The 20,923-nt window shown below is 57.0% G+C and carries 20 protein-coding genes and 3 pseudogenes; 19 read left to right on the plus strand and 4 right to left on the minus strand.

The features are described 5' to 3' along the window. Positions 1-496, plus strand: a pseudogene (locus AB5Y97_RS00760) (ISAs1-like element ISAs1 family transposase); the annotation flags it as partial. A 417-nt stretch (positions 497-913) separates the two neighbouring features. Here AB5Y97_RS00760 and AB5Y97_RS00765 read toward each other — a convergent pair. Next, positions 914-1,120 (minus strand): helix-turn-helix domain-containing protein, encoded by a 207-nt coding sequence (locus AB5Y97_RS00765; protein ID WP_005895552.1) that lies wholly within the window; start codon positions 1,118-1,120, stop codon positions 914-916. A gap of 118 nt (positions 1,121-1,238) precedes the next feature. Here AB5Y97_RS00765 and AB5Y97_RS00770 point away from each other — a divergent pair, with 118 nt between their 5' ends. Next, positions 1,239-1,811 carry a hypothetical protein gene (locus AB5Y97_RS00770; protein WP_113978997.1) on the plus strand — a complete coding sequence of 191 codons (573 nt, stop codon included), beginning with the start codon at positions 1,239-1,241 and terminating at the stop codon, positions 1,809-1,811. 15 nt (positions 1,812-1,826) lie between these two features. Here the strand turns inward: AB5Y97_RS00770 and AB5Y97_RS00775 are convergent. Beyond that, positions 1,827-2,132, minus strand: a pseudogene (locus AB5Y97_RS00775) (hypothetical protein); the annotation flags it as partial. A gap of 559 nt (positions 2,133-2,691) precedes the next feature. Between AB5Y97_RS00775 and thyA the strand changes: the two are divergent. From thyA to AB5Y97_RS00800, 5 genes and pseudogenes are all read left to right on the plus strand, one after another. Beyond that, positions 2,692-2,970, plus strand: a pseudogene (gene thyA, locus AB5Y97_RS00780) (thymidylate synthase); the annotation flags it as partial. Between the two features lie 223 nt (positions 2,971-3,193). After that, positions 3,194-4,384 (plus strand): Na+/H+ antiporter NhaA, encoded by a 1,191-nt coding sequence (gene nhaA / locus AB5Y97_RS00785; RefSeq protein WP_005348917.1) that lies wholly within the window; start codon positions 3,194-3,196, stop codon positions 4,382-4,384. Further along, positions 4,381-4,788: a hypothetical protein gene (locus tag AB5Y97_RS00790; protein ID WP_005348920.1), complete on the plus strand. Its 408-nt coding sequence runs from the start codon at positions 4,381-4,383 to the stop codon at positions 4,786-4,788. Before nhaA ends, AB5Y97_RS00790 begins: the two co-directional genes overlap by 4 nt. Continuing rightward, entirely contained in the window at positions 4,775-5,707 is a 933-nt protein-coding gene (gene nhaR, locus AB5Y97_RS00795) for a transcriptional activator NhaR (protein ID WP_005340434.1), read from the plus strand. The genes AB5Y97_RS00790 and nhaR overlap by 14 nt, the downstream gene beginning before the upstream one ends. 51 nt (positions 5,708-5,758) lie before the next feature. Then, complete coding sequence (locus tag AB5Y97_RS00800) at positions 5,759-6,061, plus strand: metalloregulator ArsR/SmtB family transcription factor (RefSeq protein WP_013724128.1); 303 nt, start codon at positions 5,759-5,761, stop codon at positions 6,059-6,061. Positions 6,062-6,110: 49 nt separating this feature from the next. On the opposite strand, the gene rpsT is transcribed toward AB5Y97_RS00800, so the two are convergent. After that, positions 6,111-6,374 carry a 30S ribosomal protein S20 gene (rpsT, locus tag AB5Y97_RS00805; protein ID WP_005308808.1) on the minus strand — a complete coding sequence of 88 codons (264 nt, stop codon included), beginning with the start codon at positions 6,372-6,374 and terminating at the stop codon, positions 6,111-6,113. 191 nt (positions 6,375-6,565) lie between these two features. Here rpsT and murJ point away from each other — a divergent pair, with 191 nt between their 5' ends. From murJ to tppA, 12 genes are all read left to right on the plus strand, one after another. Next, positions 6,566-8,128 carry a murein biosynthesis integral membrane protein MurJ gene (murJ, locus tag AB5Y97_RS00810; protein WP_201947054.1) on the plus strand — a complete coding sequence of 521 codons (1,563 nt, stop codon included), beginning with the start codon at positions 6,566-6,568 and terminating at the stop codon, positions 8,126-8,128. Between the two features lie 154 nt (positions 8,129-8,282). Beyond that, on the plus strand, positions 8,283-9,257 hold the full coding sequence (ribF, locus tag AB5Y97_RS00815; RefSeq protein WP_103251353.1) for a bifunctional riboflavin kinase/FAD synthetase: 975 nt from the start codon (positions 8,283-8,285) through the stop codon (positions 9,255-9,257). Then, positions 9,257-12,118, plus strand: a complete 2,862-nt coding sequence (ileS, locus tag AB5Y97_RS00820; RefSeq protein ID WP_201947056.1) for an isoleucine--tRNA ligase — start codon at positions 9,257-9,259, stop codon at positions 12,116-12,118. Before ribF ends, ileS begins: the two co-directional genes overlap by 1 nt. Then, positions 12,118-12,615 carry a signal peptidase II gene (gene lspA / locus AB5Y97_RS00825; RefSeq protein ID WP_005340447.1) on the plus strand — a complete coding sequence of 166 codons (498 nt, stop codon included), beginning with the start codon at positions 12,118-12,120 and terminating at the stop codon, positions 12,613-12,615. The genes ileS and lspA overlap by 1 nt, the downstream gene beginning before the upstream one ends. Further along, a complete protein-coding gene (gene fkpB / locus AB5Y97_RS00830; protein WP_201947057.1) occupies positions 12,612-13,064 on the plus strand; it encodes an FKBP-type peptidyl-prolyl cis-trans isomerase in 453 nt (150 codons plus the stop codon). The genes lspA and fkpB overlap by 4 nt, the downstream gene beginning before the upstream one ends. Next, entirely contained in the window at positions 13,064-13,999 is a 936-nt protein-coding gene (gene ispH / locus AB5Y97_RS00835; protein WP_201947059.1) for a 4-hydroxy-3-methylbut-2-enyl diphosphate reductase, read from the plus strand. Before fkpB ends, ispH begins: the two co-directional genes overlap by 1 nt. Before the next feature lie 249 nt (positions 14,000-14,248). After that, positions 14,249-14,752 (plus strand): type IVa pilus pseudopilin TppE, encoded by a 504-nt coding sequence (gene tppE, locus AB5Y97_RS00840; RefSeq protein ID WP_100646794.1) that lies wholly within the window; start codon positions 14,249-14,251, stop codon positions 14,750-14,752. 14 nt (positions 14,753-14,766) lie between these two features. Then, entirely contained in the window at positions 14,767-15,162 is a 396-nt protein-coding gene (gene pilV, locus AB5Y97_RS00845) for a type IV pilus modification protein PilV (RefSeq protein ID WP_272950156.1), read from the plus strand. Beyond that, positions 15,159-16,259 carry a PilW family protein gene (locus AB5Y97_RS00850; RefSeq protein ID WP_368157081.1) on the plus strand — a complete coding sequence of 367 codons (1,101 nt, stop codon included), beginning with the start codon at positions 15,159-15,161 and terminating at the stop codon, positions 16,257-16,259. The genes pilV and AB5Y97_RS00850 overlap by 4 nt, the downstream gene beginning before the upstream one ends. An 11-nt stretch (positions 16,260-16,270) precedes the next feature. After that, positions 16,271-16,747, plus strand: coding sequence for a PilX N-terminal domain-containing pilus assembly protein (locus AB5Y97_RS00855; RefSeq protein WP_234920576.1), 477 nt, complete (start codon positions 16,271-16,273; stop codon positions 16,745-16,747). Positions 16,748-16,757: 10 nt separating this feature from the next. Further along, on the plus strand, positions 16,758-20,111 hold the full coding sequence (locus AB5Y97_RS00860; protein WP_274160559.1) for a pilus assembly protein: 3,354 nt from the start codon (positions 16,758-16,760) through the stop codon (positions 20,109-20,111). Positions 20,112-20,119: 8 nt separating this feature from the next. Continuing rightward, positions 20,120-20,521: a type IVa pilus pseudopilin TppA gene (gene tppA, locus AB5Y97_RS00865; RefSeq protein WP_100646789.1), complete on the plus strand. Its 402-nt coding sequence runs from the start codon at positions 20,120-20,122 to the stop codon at positions 20,519-20,521. Between the two features lie 4 nt (positions 20,522-20,525). Here the strand turns inward: tppA and AB5Y97_RS00870 are convergent, their stop codons facing one another. Continuing rightward, the gene (locus tag AB5Y97_RS00870) at positions 20,526-20,912 is read right to left on the minus strand and encodes a type IV pilin protein (RefSeq protein ID WP_100646788.1); all 387 of its coding nucleotides are present in this window, start codon (positions 20,910-20,912) and stop codon (positions 20,526-20,528) included. Between the last annotated feature and the right edge of the window lie 11 nt (positions 20,913-20,923).

The following is a 20,923-nucleotide window of genomic DNA, read 5'->3' on the forward strand; positions in this document are numbered from 1 at the left end:
GGTTCAATCGCAATTCCAGTCACTGTTTGACGCCCAGAAAGAGAAGATTGTCGTCGAGCACAAAGAGAGTGGACATGGCCGCCAGGAAGAGCGTTATGTATTTCAATTAAAAGCCAAATTACCGCCAGAGTTGACGGAGAAATGGCCGACAATCCGCAGCATCATTGCCGTTGAGCGTCACCGCAGCGCCAACGGAAAAGGAACGGTAGATACCTCTTACTATGTCAGCTCGTTATCCCCCAAGCACAAGCTGCTAGGGCACTATATACGGCAGCACTGGCGGATAGAGAACAGCCAGCATTACATTCTTGATGTGGTGTTCAACGAGGATGCTTCCAGGATAGCGATGGAGGATGCGGTCGAGAATATGGCGCTATTCCGGCGGTTCGTATTGAATATCGTAAAACAGAGCAATTGTGGTGCTCGAAGTCAGAGAAACAAGCTAAAAAGAGCCGGCTGGAATGACGACTATCGGGCTCAGTTATTCTTTGGTTAAAATATCAACAAAGTGTGCTCCCGCCCTGATAATGAGCCGACCCAGCCCATCATTCAGCTCAATGTTTGAGCCGAATATAACACATGCAGCAGAACAGCAGAGCTGGTAGAGCTGGTAGAGCTGGTGATGAGGATGGAGATCCAGGCTGAAAATCTCAGACCGGAGCTAATGAAAAACTGGATTTATTGCTGCTGTGTGGCGCTACAGCAACCAGTAGATAGACAAGGCGGGAGCTCGTTTTCGTTTCGAATGCTTTTTGGGAGCTTGCAGCTTGCGCTGCATGAAGCCACGCACACGCAGATGCCCTTAGGTCTGCTCACTCATATGCCTGATGGTACTCGCTATGCCATCACTGTGAATAATTATAGGGAAATTTAGTTTTATCTGGGTGAAGAGATAATTATTTGGCAAATATATCTATGGCAGCAGATCGCGAATGTCACACCCCATAACCCTGGCAAGACGATAAGCCTTTTCCAGGGTGACATTGACCTCACCACGCTCAATTCGTCCTACGTAGCTTCTATCAATTTCGGCCGCATATGCGAGTGCATCTTGCGATACGCCCAATTGAAGCCGTCTATCACGTACAGCATCACCAAATTTTTTTGCTAGCTCTTGCATGTCTCGCCTCTCGCTGGCGAGCACTATCTCTGGTTGTCTGGCTAACGACCACGGATTATAATCCGCAAACGAGTTTAGATTTCCACTAAGTGTTTTCGTTCGAGGCCCAGGATTACTTATGAGCTCCCAGACCGTGTGGTTACCAACCGCGCTCTACACCGCACTCATTCGATGGCAGATGGATGACTTCACTGCGATAGGATTTGTAAATGCCATTTTTGGTGACAAAGCAGAATCGCAGATAGGTCAGCGGCGTTATCGTTATACCTTCATTTATCGGCATCTGATCAAGCTCGTAAATCAGGGACTTCTAAAAAGGAAGCATGTTGATGATGGGAAGCGCTGTTCTCATTTCATCAGGACTCCCAAGTTCGATGAAGTGCATTTCAAAGAGGAATTTATTGGGCCTTGTGCGCTTGTAACGGAATCGGGTAAGGAGCGTAAGTCGGAAACGTATGAATCCGTCCTGGAAGGGCTGATCGCAAGAGCACAGCACTACCGTAAGGGGTTGCAGGAATGTGATTCAATGCTCGCTGAGTACCAGGAGTTAAGAGCGGACTTCTCCATATTGGATCCAGCGATTGAAATGGCCATCAACAATACCGTTGCAGAGAAACGCGATTTGCGGGGCAGGCTGGAGGCCGTGGAGAGGCTTTTGAGGGGGTTGATTGCGTTTAGAAGTGCCTCTTGATGTAACCGTTCAGCGTCAGGGGATTGATGCACACAGTTCGGAGTGAATGGGGTAATCCGTTTTCTCGATGCGGGCTCGGATAATGGTATGCAGTCACTCTTGGGGTCAATGTCCCAAGCGTTTGGTCGTCTCAACCAACGAAAGTAAGCGTTGACGAAACAGCTCCCCACTCAGGGCGATAACAGCCACGTTGCGCAGTACATGGGCCCAGCAAAGCAGGCGCAGACTCGTGCAGATAAACCGGTAGCCAGCATACAGGCCCGCCACCAATACACCAGCCAACTCCTATTCCAGCAGGCGTTCGGGAGGATCTACTTGGCCCACAGGTTCCAGTGACTCAGGTCGAGCAAACGCCTGTCGTGGAAGTCAGGAATGAAGGGATAAGGGAGTTGGAGGCCAGGGCGCGTTCTTATCGATTTGAGCTCCAAGAATACCAGTCTACATTCGCCGAATATTGCGAGCTACGAACAGATTTACCCGCGCTAGAGAAGACTATTGAGAATGTGCTTAGGCACACCTGTAAGGAGTTTCGGAGTTTACGAGGACGGTTGGCAGCCGTAGAGGAGGTAATGAGGGCGTTGGGGAGTTCCGCGTCAGTCCGCTAATGTCATCCCTTCTATATAAGTCGATTTCAACAACATGACCCCAGATGTCCAGCATTTGCAGGTCATATAGTTTCCAGGTCGCGCAGTATAGGTGCGTGACTTCTATCCTTCCTTCTCTTGGGAGCTGTGCCAGCTGATTTTGCACAATGACCCCCTCTTAAAAGGGGATCATAGCCCCCGAAGTGTGCAGTTTTTGTTTTGCACAAGAGGTTTTGTGGTGCTAGGTTCAGTGTTAGTGGTGTTTTGTGCAGTTTTTGTGTTGCATAAATTTTTTCGGCCTGCCGTTCAACATCGCCAGCTACGCCCTGCTGACCCACATGATGGCCCAGCAGTGCAATCTGGAAGTGGGTGACTTCGTCTGGACCGGCGGTGATGTGCACCTCTACTCCAATCACATGGAGCAGACTGCGCTGCAGCTATCCCGCGAGCCGCGCTCGCTGCCGACCCTGGTGATCAAGCGCAAACCTGACTCCATCTTCGATTACAAGTTCGAGGATTTCGAGATCGAGGGTTATGACCCCCATCCCGGCATCAAGGCGCCCGTCGCCATCTGATAGCAAGGCGCCTCAGGGCGCCTTTTTTATGCAGTTAAATAATTGAAAATTCATTTTATTGATTAATAAGACGGTAGCCAGAGACGAGGAAAAACCTGCTTATAGCAGGTATGTTCTATTTTGCCTTCGGTTTTTTCGTTGTATTGAGCAGCAAGAAACGATTTTCCATTGGTTGTTGCAGGAGATAGACTCAAACCAAAGCAATACGGTGGAAAATTTAACCATGAGTGACGTAATCAAAAAGTTCCTGAAGCTGGAGGCCGCCTCCGGAATTATTCTGATCATGGCTGCCATGCTGGCAATGATTTTAGCCAATACCGCGCTGGCTGGCGGGTATCAGGCGTTTCTCGACACGCCGGTGCAGGTGCGCATTGCGGCCCTCGACATCAACAAGCCGCTGCTGCTCTGGATCAACGATGGCTTTATGGCGATCTTCTTCCTGCTGGTTGGCCTGGAAGTGAAACGAGAGATGCTGGAAGGGGCGCTCTCGACCCGGGTTCAGGCGACCTTCCCGGCTATTGCGGCGGTGGGCGGCATGCTGGCTCCGGCCTTGATCTACGCCTTTTTCAACTATTCGGATGAAGTGGCGCGCGCTGGCTGGGCGATCCCGGCTGCGACCGATATCGCCTTTGCCCTCGGGGTGATGGCGCTGCTCGGCAAGCGGGTGCCGGTGAGCCTGAAAGTATTCCTGCTGGCGCTGGCCATCATGGATGACCTGGGTGTCATCATCATCATCGCGCTTTTCTATACCCAGCAGCTGTCGCTGGAGGCGCTGGCCATCGGTATTCTGGCAACCCTCACTCTGCTTTGGATGAATCGCCGTGGTGAGGACAGGATCAGCCTTTACATGCTGGTTGGTCTGGTGCTCTGGGTTGCGGTGCTGAAGTCTGGCGTCCATGCGACCCTGGCAGGCGTGGTAGTGGGCTTTATGGTTCCGCTTAACGGCAAGCGTTACGCCTCGCCGCTCAAGTATCTGGAGCATCAGCTGCACCCCTGGAGTGCCTATCTGATCCTGCCGCTGTTTGCCTTTGCCAACGCAGGGGTATCGCTGGAGGGGATTGGTCTCTCCTCCCTGCTGAGTCCGGTGCCTATGGGGATCATGCTGGGGCTGTTTATTGGCAAGCCGCTCGGGGTGTTCACCATCAGCTGGCTGTCGGTCAAGCTGGGCATCGCCCAGTTGCCGCCCGGGGTCAACTTCAAGCAGATTTTTGCGGTCAGCATCCTCTGTGGCATCGGGTTCACCATGTCGATGTTTATCGCGTCGCTCGCCTTCGAGCACGGTGGGCTGGATTACGGCAGCTACTCTCGCCTCGGGATCCTGGTGGGCTCCACCATGGCGGCGGTAGTCGGCTATCTGGCCTTGCGCATGGCCCTTCCCAAGGGTGAAGGGGAACAGAGTACGGAGGGACTATGAAGCTGCATACAGGGTTGTTGATGCTGTTGTTGAGCCCCGCGGCCTGGGCCGGCGGGCTGGAGGATTGCAAGCAGGACGCCACTTCGGCGAACTGCTCTGCCTATCTGAACGGGGTGGTAGACAGCGCCCTGCTGCTGGGGGACAAGCAGGCCAAGGCGCGCTTTGGCGAGACCTTCTCCGAGCGGGCGCTAAGCAGCCGGGCTGGCGAGATGGTAAAGCGTTCCAACAAGCGTTATTGTGCTGACCGGATGCCTGACAAGGCGCGCCTCAAGGCCAGTCTGATGGAGCAGTTTGGCGCGAACAAGGTTGACTCGGTTAGCGACATGTATGACATTCTGGCGGTTGAACTCAGCTGCTACCGGAGTCCGCGTCAAGCGGGAACCCCATCGGATGTCACACCTTAACTACAACCATCTCTACTATTTCTGGATGACTCAGAAGAAGGGCTCCGTTACCCAGGCAGCGGAAGCCCTTTTTTTGACCCCGCAAACCGTCACCGGTCAGATCAAGCTGCTGGAGCAGCGCCTCGGGGGCAAGCTGCTCAAACGCAAGGGGCGCTCTCTTGAGGCGACCGAGCTGGGCCAGCTGGTGTTTCGCTATGCCGACAAGATGTTCAGCCTCTCCTACGAGATGCTCGATATCGTCAACTACCGCAAGGAGAGCCAGATCCTGTTCGACGTTGGCATCGCAGATGCCCTCTCCAAGCGCCTTGCCAGCCGCGTGCTGCTCTCTGTCATCCCCAATGATGGTTCCATCCATCTGCGCTGTTTCGAATCGACCCACGAACTGCTGCTGGAGCAGCTGAGCGAGCACAAGCTCGATATGATCCTCTCCGACTGTCCAGTGGACTCCAGCCAGCATGCGGGGCTACTTTCCAAGCGGTTGGGCGGCTGTGGTGTCAGCTTCTTCTGCAAGGCGCCGCTGCCCGAAAAGCCCTTTCCTGCCTGTCTGGAAGAGCGCAAGCTGCTGATCCCCGGTCGCCGTACCGCCATGGGGCGTCAGCTGACCCAGTGGTTCGAGCAGCAGGGGGTCTCCCCCAGCATTCTTGGCGAGTTCGATGATGCCGCCTTGATGAAGGCGTTTGGCTTCTTCAATCAGGGCATCTTCATGGCCCCCACCATCTATCGGGAGGAGATCCTTGAGGGGGAGGGGGTGATGCTGATCGGGGAAACTCAGGATCTGATGGAGGAGTATTACGTCATCTTCGCCGAGCGAATGATCCAGCATCCGGCGGTGAAGCGGGTCTGCGAGAGCGATTTTACCTTTCTCTTTTCCGGCCAGGAGAACTTCTCCGCCATCCAGCCGGCCACCCTGTCGTTTTAAAACGACCCGTCACCACGTATCATCGGCGATGAGTGGTAGAGGAGAGATGTGATGCAACTTGAAGAGATGGAAGCCAATGCGAGTAAAGCTGTGGCCTTGCTCAAGGCGCTGGCAAACGAGCGGCGGCTGTTTATTCTGTGCCAGTTGCTGGAGCGCGAACTGTCGGTAGGGGAGCTCAACGAGCGATTGGGATTGAGTCAGTCGGCCTTGTCACAGCACCTTGCGCTGCTGCGGCGGGATGAGCTGGTGACGACGCGTAAAGAGGCCCAGACGGTCTACTATTCACTGCGCAGCCATGAGGTGCGTGAAATGATCAGTTTGCTGCATCGACTTTATTGCAGCGCAGATAAATAAAAAACCGGCACTAAGGCCGGTTTTTTCAGCTTTGATCAGCAGAAGCTGATTAAGCCATAGCTTTGATCTGGGCAGACAGGCGGCTCTTGTGACGAGCAGCTTTGTTCTTGTGGATCAGGCCTTTGGTCGCCATACGATCCATGATCGGCTGAGCAACAGCGAAAGCGGCAGTCGCAGCAGCTTTGTCGCCAGAGGCGATAGCAGCAATGACTTTCTTCAGGTAGGTACGGGTCATGGAACGACGGCTGGCGTTGTGCTGACGGCGTTTTTCTGACTGAAGAGCGCGCTTCTTAGCAGATTTGATGTTAGCCAAGGTAAAACTCCTAAAACTGTCTTAGCGAGTGTATTGAAAAGGCCCGGAAATATGCCCTTCCAACCACATATTGTCAAATGATTTGTGCAAATAAACACCGCCTCCCGGTGGTGTGTCAGTAGGGAGACGGTTAAACTGTCGGCCGATTCTAGCAGCATTCTTTTCATTCTGACAGTTCCAGAGGCCTCGTCTTGAGTAAGAAATTGATCAAATCCGGCATGATAGTGTCCGGAATGACGCTGGCATCCCGCGTAATGGGCTTGGTTCGCGATGTGGTCATCGCAAATCTGCTTGGTGCCGGGGTGGCCGCCGACGTCTTCTTTTTTGCCAATCGCATTCCCAACTTTCTGCGTCGTCTGTTCGCCGAAGGTGCCTTCAACCAGGCCTTTGTTCCCGTGATGACGGAGTACAAGAAAAATGGCGACGAGGGGGAAGTGCGTGAATTGCTGGCGGCGGTAGCGGGCACGCTGGGGGGGATAGTGACTGTGGTCACCCTGCTCGGGGTGCTGGGGTCGGGTGTGCTGACCGCGCTGTTTGGCTGGGGCTGGTTCTGGGACTGGCTGCACGGCGGCCCTGCGGCCGAGAAGTTCGAGCTCGCCAGTCTGATGCTCAAAATCACCTTCCCCTACCTCTGGTTTATCACTTTTACCGCGATGGCGGGGGCCATCCTCAACACCTTCGGCCGCTTTGCCGTCTCGTCGTTTACGCCGGTGTTTCTCAACATCACCATGATTGCGGCGGCCTGGTGGATTGCGCCACTGATGGACAAACCTGAGATCTCGCTGGCAATTGGTGTCTTTTTGGGCGGTTTGGTGCAGTTTTTGTTCCAGTACCCCTTTTTGCGCCAAATCAACATGCTGGTATGGCCCAAGTGGGGATGGAATCACCCTGGGGTGGTGAAGATCCGCACCCTGATGATCCCCGCCCTGTTCGGGGTCTCGGTCAGCCAGATCAACCTGCTGGTCAACACCATGCTGGCTTCCTTCCTGGCGACTGGTGCCATCAGCTATCTCTACTACTCGGATCGCCTGCTGGAGTTCCCCCTCGGGCTGTTTGCGGTGGCCATCAGTACCGTGATCCTGCCAGCGCTGGCCAAGAAGCATGTGGATGCCGATCCGGCGGACTTCTCCCGCACCATGGATTGGGGGGTGCGGATGGTGATGCTGCTCGGCCTGCCCGCCATGATAGGCATTGCGGTGATGCGCGAGCCCATTTTGCGAGTACTGTTCATGCGCGGCGAGTTCGGCCTGCATGAAGTGAGTATGTCGAGCGCCAGCTTGCTGGCCTCCACCACCGGGCTGCTCTCCCTGATGCTGATCAAGGTGCTGGCGCCCGGTTATTACGCCCGTCAGGACACCAAAACGCCGGTGCGGATCGGGGTGATGTCGATGATTGCCAACATGGTCTGCAACCTCATCTTCATCTATCCGCTCGGTTACGTGGGGCTGGCGCTCTCGACCGCCTGCTCGGGTACCCTGAATGCGGCTTTGCTGTTCAAGGGGTTGTACCAGCAGAGCGTCTATCGTCCCTCCCGCCATACCGGCGTGTTCTGCCTCAAGCTGCTGGTCGCCAGCGTGCTGATGGGGGGCGTGCTCGCCTATCTGTCGCCAGACTTGGCCCAGTGGGGGGCATGGAACATGGGTAAGGCCAGTTTGCAGCTGACCATGCTGCTGTCGCTGGGGGCTGCGGTCTATGCCGTGGTGTTGCTGCTGCTGGGCATTCGGCCGCGTCACCTTAAATCGGGGCAGCAGTAGCCGTGATCCTGCTGCGCCATGGGGATAGTGCCTCATGGCGCAGCAGGGGGGGTGATTGGGCCCGGATAGTTGAAATCAGGCTATGAGGGCTGACCCTGCCTGCTGCCTGATATATAATCCGCCGATTTCCATGGCAGCAACGCACAAGGCACTGATGGAGCTTATTCGCGGCATTCACAATCTCAAGCCCCGTCACCGGGGATGTGTATTAACCATTGGCAACTTTGATGGGGTTCATCAGGGTCACCATGCGGTATTGGCACGTCTCAAGGAGAAAGCGGCCCAGCTGGGATTGCCCGCCTGCGTCATGCTGTTCGAACCGCAGCCGCTTGAGCTGTTTGCCGGCACGGCAGCGCCCGCCCGGCTGAGCCGGTTGCGGGAAAAGTACGAAGCGCTGCAGGGGCTGCATATCGACCGCATGCTCTGCGTGCGCTTCAGCCACCGCTTTGCCGAGCAGGCGGCCTCGACCTTCATCGAGCAGTTGCTGGTGGAGAGGCTCGGGGTGCGCTATCTGGTGGTCGGCGACGATTTTCGCTTCGGCAAGGGGCGGGAAGGGGACTTCCACCTGCTGGAGGAGGCGGGTCATCGCTTCGGCTTCGAGGTGATCAGTACCCAGAGCTTCCAGCTTGAACGGCAGCGGGTCAGCAGCACCCTGGTGCGTGAAGCCCTTAAAGCGGGCCGGATGGCGGAGGTGGAGCTGATGCTTGGCCGCCCCTATACCATCAGCGGCCGGGTGGCCCACGGCGACAAGTTGGGGCGCACCATAGGTTTTCCCACCGCCAATCTGGCCCTCAAGCGTCAGGTGATCCCGGTCGGTGGCGTGTTTGCGGTGGAAGTGATATGTTCCGGCAAGACCTTCCCCGGTGTAGCCAATGTGGGTGTACGGCCGACCTTGAGCGGTACACAAGCCAGATTGGAAGTACATCTATTTGATTTTTCTGGTGATCTATATGGTCAGCAGGTCAAGGTGCTGCTTCGCCACAAGCTGCGCGAAGAGCAGAAGTTTGCCTCTTTCACTGCCTTGAAAGAGCAGATCGAACGAGATGCCCTGGCGGCCCGAGCCTGGTTCGGGCTGCCACAATTCAATTTACCCAGCACTCTTTTAGAAAAGAAGGGAACCCAGGACTGATGAGCGACTATAAACACACCCTGAATCTTCCGGAAACCGAGTTTCCGATGCGTGGCGATCTGGCCAAGCGCGAACCCAACATGCTGAAACGTTGGTACGATCAGGATCTCTACGGCGCTATTCGCCGCGCCAAAGCGGGCAAGCCTTCTTTCATTCTGCACGATGGCCCCCCCTATGCGAACGGCAACATTCACATCGGTCACTCGGTCAACAAGATCCTCAAAGACATCATCATCAAGTCCAAGGGCCTCTCCGGCTTCGATTCACCCTATGTGCCGGGTTGGGATTGCCACGGTCTGCCTATCGAACTGAAAGTAGAAGGCATGGTCGGCAAGCCGGGCGAGAAGGTTTCCGCTGCCGAATTCCGCGCCGAGTGCCGCAAATACGCCAAGACCCAGATCGAAGCGCAGAAGACCGACTTCATCCGTCTGGGTGTGCTGGGCGACTGGGAACACCCCTACCTGACCATGGATTTTGGCACTGAAGCCAACATCATCCGCTCCATGGCCAAGATCGTTGAAAACGGCCACCTGCACAAAGGCTCCAAGCCGGTGCACTGGTGTACCGATTGCGGCTCCGCGCTGGCTGAAGCCGAAGTTGAGTACTACGACAAGAACTCTCCCTCTATCGATGTGCGCTTCAAGGCCGTTGACGAGGCGACCGTTGCCGCCAAGTTTGACTGCGCCGAAGGCCACACTGGCAAGGGCCCGATCTCTGCGGTGATCTGGACCACTACTCCGTGGACCCTGCCGGCCAACCGCGCCATCGCCATGCATGCCGATCTGGACTACGCACTGGTGCAGGTTGAAGGTGAGCACCCCGAGCGTCTGATCCTGGCCGCCGAGCTGGTCAAGGACGTGATGGATCGCGCCGGTATCGAGAAGTTCCACAATCTGGGTTACGCCAAGGGCGCCGCGCTCGAGCTGCTGCGTTTCAACCACCCCTTCTACAGCTTCGACGTGCCTGTGGTACTGGGTGACCACGTTACCCTGGATGCCGGTACCGGCGCCGTACACACCGCCCCTGGCCACGGTCAGGAAGACTTCGTGGTCGGTCAGAAGTACGGTCTGGAAGTGGCCAACCCGGTTGGCAGCAACGGTGTTTACCTGCCGGATACCGAACTGTTTGCCGGTCAGCATGTGTTCAAGGCCAACGCCTCCGTGATCGAAGTGCTGACCGAGCGCGGCGCCCTGTTGCATCACAAGGTGTTCAACCACTCCTATCCGCACTGCTGGCGTCACAAGACCCCGATCATCTTCCGTGCCACCCCGCAGTGGTTCATCAGCATGGAGCAGAAGGGTCTGCGCAAGCGCGCACTGGAGGAGATCGAGCGCATCGAGAAGGACGGCATTGCCCAGCAAGGCCAGAGCGGCTGGGTACCGGCTTGGGGTAAAAACCGCATTCAGGCGATGGTCGAGAACCGTCCTGACTGGTGTATCTCCCGTCAGCGTACCTGGGGTGTGCCCATCTCCCTGTTCGTCCATAAAGAGACCCAGCAGTTGCACCCGGAATCCGTGCGCCTGATGCACGAAGTAGCCAAGCGGGTCGAGCAGTCCGGCATTCAGGCATGGTGGGATCTCGACAAGGCCGAGCTGCTGGGTGCCGATGCCGACATGTACGACAAGGTGCCTGACACTCTGGACGTCTGGTTTGACTCCGGTTCTACCCACGCCTCCGTGGTTGATGCCCGTCCCGAGTTCAACGGCAAGCCGGCCGACATGTATCTGGAAGGTTCTGACCAGCACCGCGGCTGGTTCATGTCCTCCCTAATGATCGGCGTGGCAATGAAAGACAAGGCCCCGTACAACCAGGTGCTGACTCACGGCTTCACCGTGGATGGTCAGGGTCGCAAGATGTCCAAGTCCATCGGCAACGTGGTGAGCCCGCAGGACGTAATGAACAAGCTGGGGGCAGACATCCTGCGTCTTTGGGTAGCGAGCACTGACTACACCGGCGAGATGACTGTCTCCGACGAGATCCTCAAGCGCTCCGCCGATGCTTATCGTCGTATTCGCAACACCGCCCGCTTCCTGCTGGCCAACCTGAACGGCTTCAATCCGGCGACCGACATGGTGGCGCCTGCCGACATGGTGGTGGTGGATCGCTGGGCCGTGGGTCGTGCCAAAGCGGTACAGGCCGAGATCATGGCGGCATTCGACGAGTACAACTTCCACGGCGTAACCCAGAAGCTGATGCAGTTCTGCTCCATCGAGATGGGCTCCTTCTATCTGGATGTCATCAAGGATCGCCAGTACACCGCCAAGGCTGACAGCCTGGCCCGTCGCTCCTGCCAGACCGCCCTCTATCACATCGCCGAGGCCATGGTGCGCTGGATGGCGCCGATCATGAGCTTCACCGCTGATGAAATCTGGGCGCTGCTGCCGGGTGAGCGCGGCGAGTTCGTCTTCACCGAAGAGTGGTACGACGGCCTGTTCGGGCTGGAAGCGGGTGAAACCCTCAACGACGAGTTCTGGGCCGAGATCCTCACCGTGCGCGGTGAAGTGAACAAGGCGCTGGAAGTGGCTCGTGGCGAGAAGCGTATCGGCGGTTCCCTGCAGGCCGAACTGACCCTGTTCGCCAAGCCGGAGCTGGCTGCACGCCTGAATGCCCTGGCCGATGAGCTGCGCTTCGTGCTGCTCACCTCCAAAGCCAAGGTTGTTGAGGCTGACACTGCGCCGGAAGGCTCTGTGGCGACCGAGCGTGATGACCTGTGGCTGAGCGTGGCCCAGTCTGCTGCCGCCAAGTGCGACCGCTGCTGGCACCATGTAGAAGATGTGGGCACCATCGCGGGTCACGAAGAGATCTGTGGTCGCTGTGTGACCAACGTTGAGGGTGACGGCGAAACTCGTCAATTTGCCTGATGAACATGACTCAACATAAAAGCGGCCTGCGTTGGCTGTGGCTGGCAGTGCTGGCCTTTGTACTGGACCAGGCGAGCAAGCTCGCCGTGGTCAAGTTGCTGCCATTTGGTTACCCGGGGGTGGAGATCACCCCCTTCTTCAATCTGGTTCACGTCTACAACAAGGGCGCCGCATTCAGCTTTCTGGCTGATCAGGGGGGCTGGCAGCGCTGGTTCTTCGCGGTGCTGGCTTTTGCCATCTGTGGATTGCTGATCCACTGGCTGCGCAAGCAGTCGGTGACCCAGCGTTGGAGCGGTATCGCCTATTCACTCATCATCGGCGGCGCCCTCGGCAACGTCTTTGATCGACTGGTGTTGGGCCATGTGGTCGATTTCCTCGACTTCTACTGGCAGCGTGCGCACTGGCCGGCATTCAATCTGGCCGACAGCTTTATCTTTATCGGGGCCGCCATGATCGTGCTGGACGGTTTCCGTGGTGAGAAAAAGGAGCAGGCATGAGCCAGCAGATCACCGCTAACAGCAGCGTGCTGTTCCACTTCTCCATCAAGCTGGAAGATGGCTCGGTTGCCGACAGCACGGCGCTGCACGGCAAACCTGCCCGCCTGCGGATGGGCGATGGCAGCCTGACCCCCACCTTCGAGCAGTGTCTGCTGGGGCTGAGCGAAGGGGAGAGCAAGAGTTTTACTCTGGCACCGGAGGAGGCCTTTGGCCTCTCCAACCCCGACAATATCTACCATCTCGACCGTGCCAAGTTTGGCGCCGATGTGGAGCCAAAAGTCGGCACTATCATCCTGTTCGATCAGCCCAATGGCAGCGAGCTACCGGGCATCATCCGGGAGGTAGCAGGGATGTCGGTCACGGTCGATTTCAACCACCCGCTGGCCGGTCATACCGTCACCTTCGAGGTGGAGGTCCTGGGCGTTGATGATGAGGAGAAGGTGCATTAATGGATATTCTGCTCGCTAACCCTCGTGGTTTTTGCGCCGGTGTCGATCGCGCCATCAGCATTGTCGAGAGCGCGCTGGAGAAGTTCGGTGCCCCCATCTATGTCCGCCACGAAGTGGTGCATAACCGTTATGTGGTGAACAAGCTGAAAGAGGCTGGAGCAGTCTTCGTCGAGGAGCTGGACGAGGTGCCGGACGACAGCATCGTCATCTTTTCTGCTCACGGCGTGGCCAAGACAGTGCGCGAGATGGCCAAGTCCCGCGCCCTCAAGGTATTTGATGCCACCTGTCCGCTGGTGACCAAGGTTCACATGGAAGTCCATCGCGCCAGTCGCAAGGGCTCCGAAGCCGTGCTTATCGGCCACGCTGGCCACCCCGAGGTGATCGGGACCATGGGGCAGTACGAGAATCGCGAAGGCGGCATGTATCTGGTGGAGACGCCGGAAGATGTGGCCAAGCTCAAGGTAAAGAATCCGGATGACCTCTGCTTCGTCACCCAGACCACCCTGAGCGTGGATGAGACCTCTGACGTCATCGATGCGCTGCGTAAGCACTTCCCCAAGATCCAGGGGCCGCGCAAGGACGATATCTGCTACGCCACCCAAAACCGTCAGGATGCGGTGCGGGAGATGGCGGGGCTGGTGGACGCCATGCTGGTGGTGGGGTCTCGCAACTCCTCCAACTCCAACCGGCTGCGCGAGCTGGCCGAGAAGGTGGGCGCCAGAGCCTATCTTATCGATGATGCGTCGATGATTGAGGCGAGCTGGCTGGAAGGGGTGAAGGCGATCGGCGTCACTGCTGGCGCATCCGCCCCCGAGGTGCTGGTGCAAAACGTGATTGCCCGCCTGCGGGAGCTGGGTGGCAATGTCGTCGCCGAGCATCCTGGCCGTGAAGAGAACGTGGTGTTTGAGGTACCACCCGAGCTGCGGATCCTCTGATCCCTGTCATCTCGCTAGATGTCGGTTTATTGCCAAAGCCACCTCGTTGAGGTGGCTTTTTTGGTCCCAACGAGTCCTTTGTGCATGTTCGCAACCAGATCGCAGCAAAAATTGATGATGTAGCTCGAACTTTTGCATTGCCGGGATTGAAACCCCAAGTGCCCGGCATAGACTGCCAGCAAGCCCTTATTCTGGCCTAGCACACATGGAGTGTGTCTGTCCTCCTGGAATAAATCAGAGCGAAACAGGATGTTTTTGCGTTCAGGTTTTAGCCTTATCGAGCTTATGGTCACCATAGCGCTCGTCTCTTTGTTACTCACGTTGGGGGTTCCTTCCTTCAACGCTTTGCTGCGCACTATTTCTCTCAATACTCAGGCTAACAACTTTGTTGCGGCCATCAACCTTGCCCGCTCAGAAGCCATTCGCCGCAACACGGTAGTGACCCTCTCCGCCTCTGCCGATAACCTGACCCAGCATCACTGGGAGGCTGGCTGGCAGATCTGGGTCGATGGCAACGGTAACGGCATACTGGATAATGGTGAGTTGTTGCGAGGCTTTCCCGACATGGGGGGCGGGGTATTGAGCAGTAATACCTCCCTGCTGCGTTTTAATAGCGAGGGTTTTCTTGATGGCCGCACTCCGTTGGCACGGGTATTTTCCCTGCGTCCTGATGAGTGTCGGAATGAGCCCTCCCGTGATATCAACATCACAGTGGCTGGTCGCCCTTCCATTACCGAGGCTAGCTGCCCATGATGCGAGAACGGGGTTTGTCACTGCTTGAAATCATGATCTCGGTACTGGTGCTCTCCATCGGTATTCTGGGCATGGCGACTCTGCAACTGCAGGCTCTCAAGAGTAACCAGTCGGCGCTGACGCGTACCGAGGCGACCCAGTATGCATACATGATCAACGACATGATGCGGGCTAATCGCAGCGCGGCTCTGAACGGGCAATACAATATCGACTTGGGCGAAACTGTCTCGGGTAGCTCTATGGCGGTTCAGGATCTGCAACACTGGAAGCGGGTCGTAGCCGAGCTACCAGGTGGCGATGGCGCCGTATCGGTCAGTGCCGGAAGGGCCACCATCACTATTCAGTGGGATAGCAGTCGGCTGTCGACTGATCCTGCGTCGCGCAGCATGATCCTGAGGACGGACCTATGAGCAGGAGCGGTTTGCCGCTACACCAGCACGGGATCGGCTTGGTCGAGGTGATGATCGCCTTGGTGCTCTCGCTGATAACGGTGGGGGTCATGATTCAGGTGTTTCTCGGCAATCACAAAACCTATCTCACTGGCGAGGCCATTGCCCGGGTGCGGGAAGATAGCGGATTTGCCACCAATCTGCTGCAAAAAGAGCTGCGTATGGTGGGCTATCAGGGGTGTCTCAGCAAACAGGGGGTTAATATCACCAATACCCTCAACAACAGCACAGCACTGCCCTACAACTTCACCACTTTTTTGCGTGGTTACGACAATGTAACGGCAACTTTACCAACTGCGCTGTCTGCTCTGTTCAGCGGCTCCGAGCCCAGACCCATGCCGGGTAGCGATATCCTGTTGGTTCAGGGGCCGGTTGGGGTTGGGGTTCCGCTCAGTCGTGATAATCATAACAGTGCCGCCCAGCTGTTTGTGCAGCAGCTATCCAGCAAGGCCGACTATTGTGGTTCCGGCGCACAGGGTTATAGCGATCTGTGCGAGGGAGATATCGTCATGGTCTCCGACTGTCAGAAGGCCAGAATATTTCAGGTCACCAAAGTACAGAGCGTGGCAGGGGGGCGTGAGGTCAATATCGTCCACTCCAATGACAACAAATATACGCCAGGCAATGCCAGCAGTTCCTGGGGGGGGGCCAGCAGCCCACCCGAGGAGCGATTCGGTCTTGGCTCGGTCGTGAACAGGGTGGAAACCCGTCTCTACTATATCGCCCGCCCCTCTGCCAGCAGCCCCTACGCGCTTTATCGCAAGAACGGGGTGGCTGCAGGTATGCCCCTTATCGAAGGGGTGGCCAATATGCAACTTACATTCGGCGAGGATCAGAACCGGGATCGGGCGGCAGATCGCTATGTGAGCGCCGCCAGCAATTCAAACTGGAACAATGTACTGGGGATTGGAGTACAGCTTCTTATGCGCAGTAACCAAGGCAATGTGGTGTCGTCTCCGCAGGCCCTTAGCTTTGCCGGAGCCACCTTCCGGGCGAACGATCGCAACTGGTACTGGGTCGCCGAAACCACAGTTGCGCTGCGCAACCGGCTACCTTGAGGAGCCCAGTCATGATGGATCGACAGCAGGGGATGGCGCTGGTGATCAGCCTGATTTTTCTGGTCATGGTGAGCCTGCTGGGGATGGCCAGTATGCGTGGGGCGCAGTTGCAAGAGAAGATGGCGGGTAACCAGAAAGAGGCGCTGCAGGCATTGCAGGCGGCAGAAGCGGGCCTGCGCGCTGCCGAGCGCTATATCGAGGCTGGCAACTCGGGTCCCTATGACAACAGCGCGGGCCTGTATGAATTTATCGACACCGCGGTGGATCCTGCCTCCCCTTCGACAGCTTGGCGTACCTATACCAACAGTGGTCTGGTGGGGCGTGCTCCCGAATACTTTATCGAACGGTTGCCCTATACCCAGGGGGGGAGCGAGGATCTGGCAGTCGATGAGCCCATCAGTGAGCGTCGTCTATATCGTATTACTGCAAGGGGATTTGGTCTCTCTGACGAGAGCCGGGTGCTGTTGCAATCGACCTATAGTCGCTAGGAGGCGGTGTATGGGCAAACTTGGTTTTGGCCTTTCGGTGATGCTCTGCTGTGCTTCGGCACAGGCGGCGCTCGATATTGCCCAGGTTCCCCTCTATCTCGGCACCCGGGCCGATCCCAATATCATGTTTACCCTGGATGATTCAGGCTCGATGCATTTCGAGTTGATGCCGGAGGGGTTGATCGAGAACAGCGCTCGCTACGTCTACCCCAGAGCCGACAATGTCTATGGCAGCGAGGATTATGACAACCGGACCGTGACCTTCACCAGCAATAACGACCGCAATGCCTATACCCGCTCAAGCAACAACAACAAACTCTACTACAACCCGCAGCAGAGCTATCGGCCCTGGGCCAAGGCGGATGGTACCCCGATGGCGAATGCCAGCATCAGCTGTGCACCGCACAACCCCTTCAATACCGCCGCCGGCTGTCGTGACCTAACCAAGAACAACCGCTCCAAGTCCCTGCGTTACTACACCGGATTCTCTTCCACCGATTACAACGATGACGAGACCTTCTGGCCAGCCGTCTACTTTGCCTACAAGGGCAGTGGTGACGTGAAGAAAGTGAGCAGTTATACCCGGGTCGAGATAAAGTCCGGCAGCACCTATGGCGGGCGGCCCAATCGCAGTGATTGTAAGAGCGCCCCCGTTTGTACCTATGACGAGGAGATCCAGAACTTTGCCAACTGGTATACCTACTACCGCTCCCGGATCCTAGCGGCTCGTGCCGGGGTCGGCCGTGCCTTTGCCAGCCAAGGGCAGGCCCTGCGGGTGGGGTTTGCCACCATCAACGCTAGCGGCAGTGTGATCCGCGGGGTGGCGCCTTTCTCCGGAACCGATCGCAGCGCCTTTTTCAGCGACCTTTACAGCCGCGATATTCCGGCCGCCGGCACGCCGCTGCGCACCAGTCTGAAGGACGTGGGGGAGTACTTCTCCCGCACCGACAAAAACGGCCCCTGGGCGGCCAGTGCCGGCAGCACCTTGCCCCACCTCACCTGCCGGCAGAGCTACAACATCCTGATGACTGATGGCTACTGGAACGGAAATTCTCCCTGGGTCGGCGATCAGGACAAAGATAGCATCGAGAATACGCTGGCCGATGTGGCCTACCAGTACTGGAAGACCGATCTGCGCCCCGATCTCGCCAACAAGGTGCCGACCAGCACGGCGGATCCGGCCAATTGGCAGCATCTGGTCAACTTTACCGTCGGACTCGGCGTCAACGGTTCCCTTAATCCTGCCAACGGTATCCCGAGCCGTTGGCCCAATCCCCATGATCCGGATGACAAGGAGTACAAGAATGCGACCTACATTCCGGAGTACAAGATTGATGACCTGTGGCACGCGGCACTCAACAGCAAGGGCAGTTTTTTCAGCGCGGGTGACCCCGACATCTTTGCCGCAGCTCTGAGCAGTACCCTTGCCCAGATCGCAGCGCGCAACAGCTCCGCCAGCTCGGTAACCGCCAACGCAACCCGGCTGGACAGCAATACCCACATCTACCAAGCCCGCTACAACAGCGGCGACTGGTCGGGGCAACTGGTCTCGATCCCGCTGAACAGCGATGGCACCCTTGGGGAGATCGCTTGGGATGCCGCTACCTTGATCCCCGAGCCTTCGGCACGCAATATCTTCACCCGGCAAGATGGTGTCGGCATCCCCTTTCGTTGGGATACGCTGAATGTGACCAACCGGGCTCTATTCAATGTCGCTGGTGACAACCAGGGAGAAAGCCGTGTCGCCTATCTGCGCGGTGATCGCAGTGGTGAGCAGCGCAATGGTGGTGCGTTTCGTAATCGTAGTGATCTGCTCGGCGACATCATCAATTCTGATCCCGTCTACGTGGGCAAGCGTGATTACGGTTACAGCAGTGCAGCCGGTCTGACCCAGACCGAGCGGGAGGGTTACCAAGCTTTTCTAAGCTCGACGGCGATTACCCGGCGCCCACCCATGCTCTATGTCGGTGCCAATGACGGTATGCTGCACGGATTTCGAGTCGCCGACGGTGTCGAGCGACTGGCCTATATCCCGTCCAGCCTGCTGGGCGAGCTGAATCAGTTGACCAGACCGAATTACAGCCATCGCTACTATGTGGATGGGACGCCCAGGGTAGGCGATGCCTATCTGGGCAGTCGCTGGAAGAGCATCTTGCTGGGATCCACCGGTGCCGGTGGCAAGGCGGTATTTGCCATCGATGTGACGGCCCCGGATAACTTCACCGCCGACAAGATGCTGTGGGAGTTCACCGATAGCGAAATGGGGGTTGCACTGGCGGCACCCACTCTGGTGCGGGTCAAAGCCGACAACAAATGGGTTGCTCTGGTTGCGAATGGTTACAACAGCACCAGTCAGACTGCGAGGCTGTTTGTACTGGATCTGGCGACTGGCGCCATCATCAAAGAGATTGATACCGAGGTAGGGTCTTCCAGCGAGCCCAATGGTCTATCTTCCCCCTTGCCGGTAGATCAAGACGGGGACAGGGTTGTCGACTATGTCTATGCCGGTGATCTGCACGGCAATCTGTGGAAATTCGATCTGACTGACAAAAACAGTGCCCAGTGGGGAAGTGCTTTGAAAACGGGCAACAAGCCCAAGCCGCTGTTCCAGGCCTGTAATGGCAGCTGCAGTGCCGGTACGCGTCAGCCGATCACCATGCGTCCTTTAGCTATTCGGCACCCTAAAGGGGGGGTTATGGTGATGATGGGGACTGGCAGTTATTTTACCAATGATGACAAACTGGTTCCCGCTACGCCGAGGCTGGAAGCGGTGTACGGTATCTGGGATACGGGGGCTACCGTGCTCAGTAGCCAGCTGTTGCAGCAGAGCATCACCCATGAGTTTGTGGCCAACGGCACCACTATCAAGTTCAATGTGAGGGTGGTCTCCAACCGGAATGTCAATTACACCAGCCAAAAGGGTTGGTATCTGCTATTGAAATCGCCAGGCTTGAGCAAGGGGGTCGGTGAGCGTGCCGTCTCCGAGATGCTCTATCGGCATAAGCGACTGATCTTCAATACCTTGATCCCGTCGGCGGATGCCTGTGACTTTGGTGGCCGCTCCTGGCTGATGGAGCTGGATCCCATCTCGGGGGCCAGACTCACCTACTCGGTGTTTGACGTTAACGGCGACGGGGCCGTCAACGATGATGATTACGTCGCGATCGAGGATGAAGCCGGCAATGACATCAAGGTGCCGGTCAGCGGCAAGCAATTTGATGAGCTCACCACGACGCCAAGCGTAGTGGAAGATGCCGAGATGGAGCGCAAATATATCAGCGGCTCCAGCGGAAATATCTCGGTCACGCTGGAAGAGGGGGCAGGCGATCTGGGTGGCCGCCAGTCCTGGTTGCAACTGGAGTAGAGGTTGGCATGGAACGTGGTTTTACCCTGATTGAGTTGATGATAGTGGTCGCAGTGGTCGCCATTCTGGCCGCGATCGCGTACCCCAGTTACAACAACTACATGGCGGCAGCCAAGCGGGCCGAAGCCAAGGCTGTGTTGCTGGAAGCGGCGCAATATCTGGAGCGGGAGTTTACTGCCAATGGCAATTACGACGCCGGTAACCTGGCTTCTGCCGGTTTGGCGACCCTGCCGAGGGATGGTGGTGCTGCTTATTACAATATGGCGCTCAATGTCAGCGGGGCCCGTTATACCCTGACGGCTATTCCGACCGGTGTGATGAATGGCGACCCCTGCGGCCTGCTAACTCTGGATCAGGGGGGGCTGCAGGGAGTGTCGATGGCCACTATGACGGCTGCCGAGTGCTGGTAGTCAGTTACCAGCAGGCGGCAGGAGTCTTGGTGTCGGCCTTGTTGATAGTCAGGGTATCACAGGCCGTATTGCCGGCCTTGTCGCCGACCTGGGCCCCCTTGCTGGTGGCTACCAGTGTGTAGGCGGTGGCGGTGGCGCCAGAAATGCTAAAGGTGTAGTGGTCGCTGGTTGGGTTGCCCACACTGGCTATCGCACTGCTGTAACTGGCATTGGAGATGCGAAATTCTTCCTGTTTGAGCTGCATGGTCAACAAGCCCTTGATGGCATCGGCTCGACGAGATTTACGCAGACCGTCGGTAAAGCTCGGGTAGGCGACAGCAGCAATAATGGCAACAATGGCAACGACCACCATCAATTCCAGCAGGGTGATTCCAGATTGTTTGATTCTCATGGGCGCGGCAG

The sequence above is a fragment of the Aeromonas sp. R10-2 genome (assembly GCF_040908445.1).
GTDB lineage: Bacteria > Pseudomonadota > Gammaproteobacteria > Enterobacterales > Aeromonadaceae > Aeromonas > Aeromonas veronii.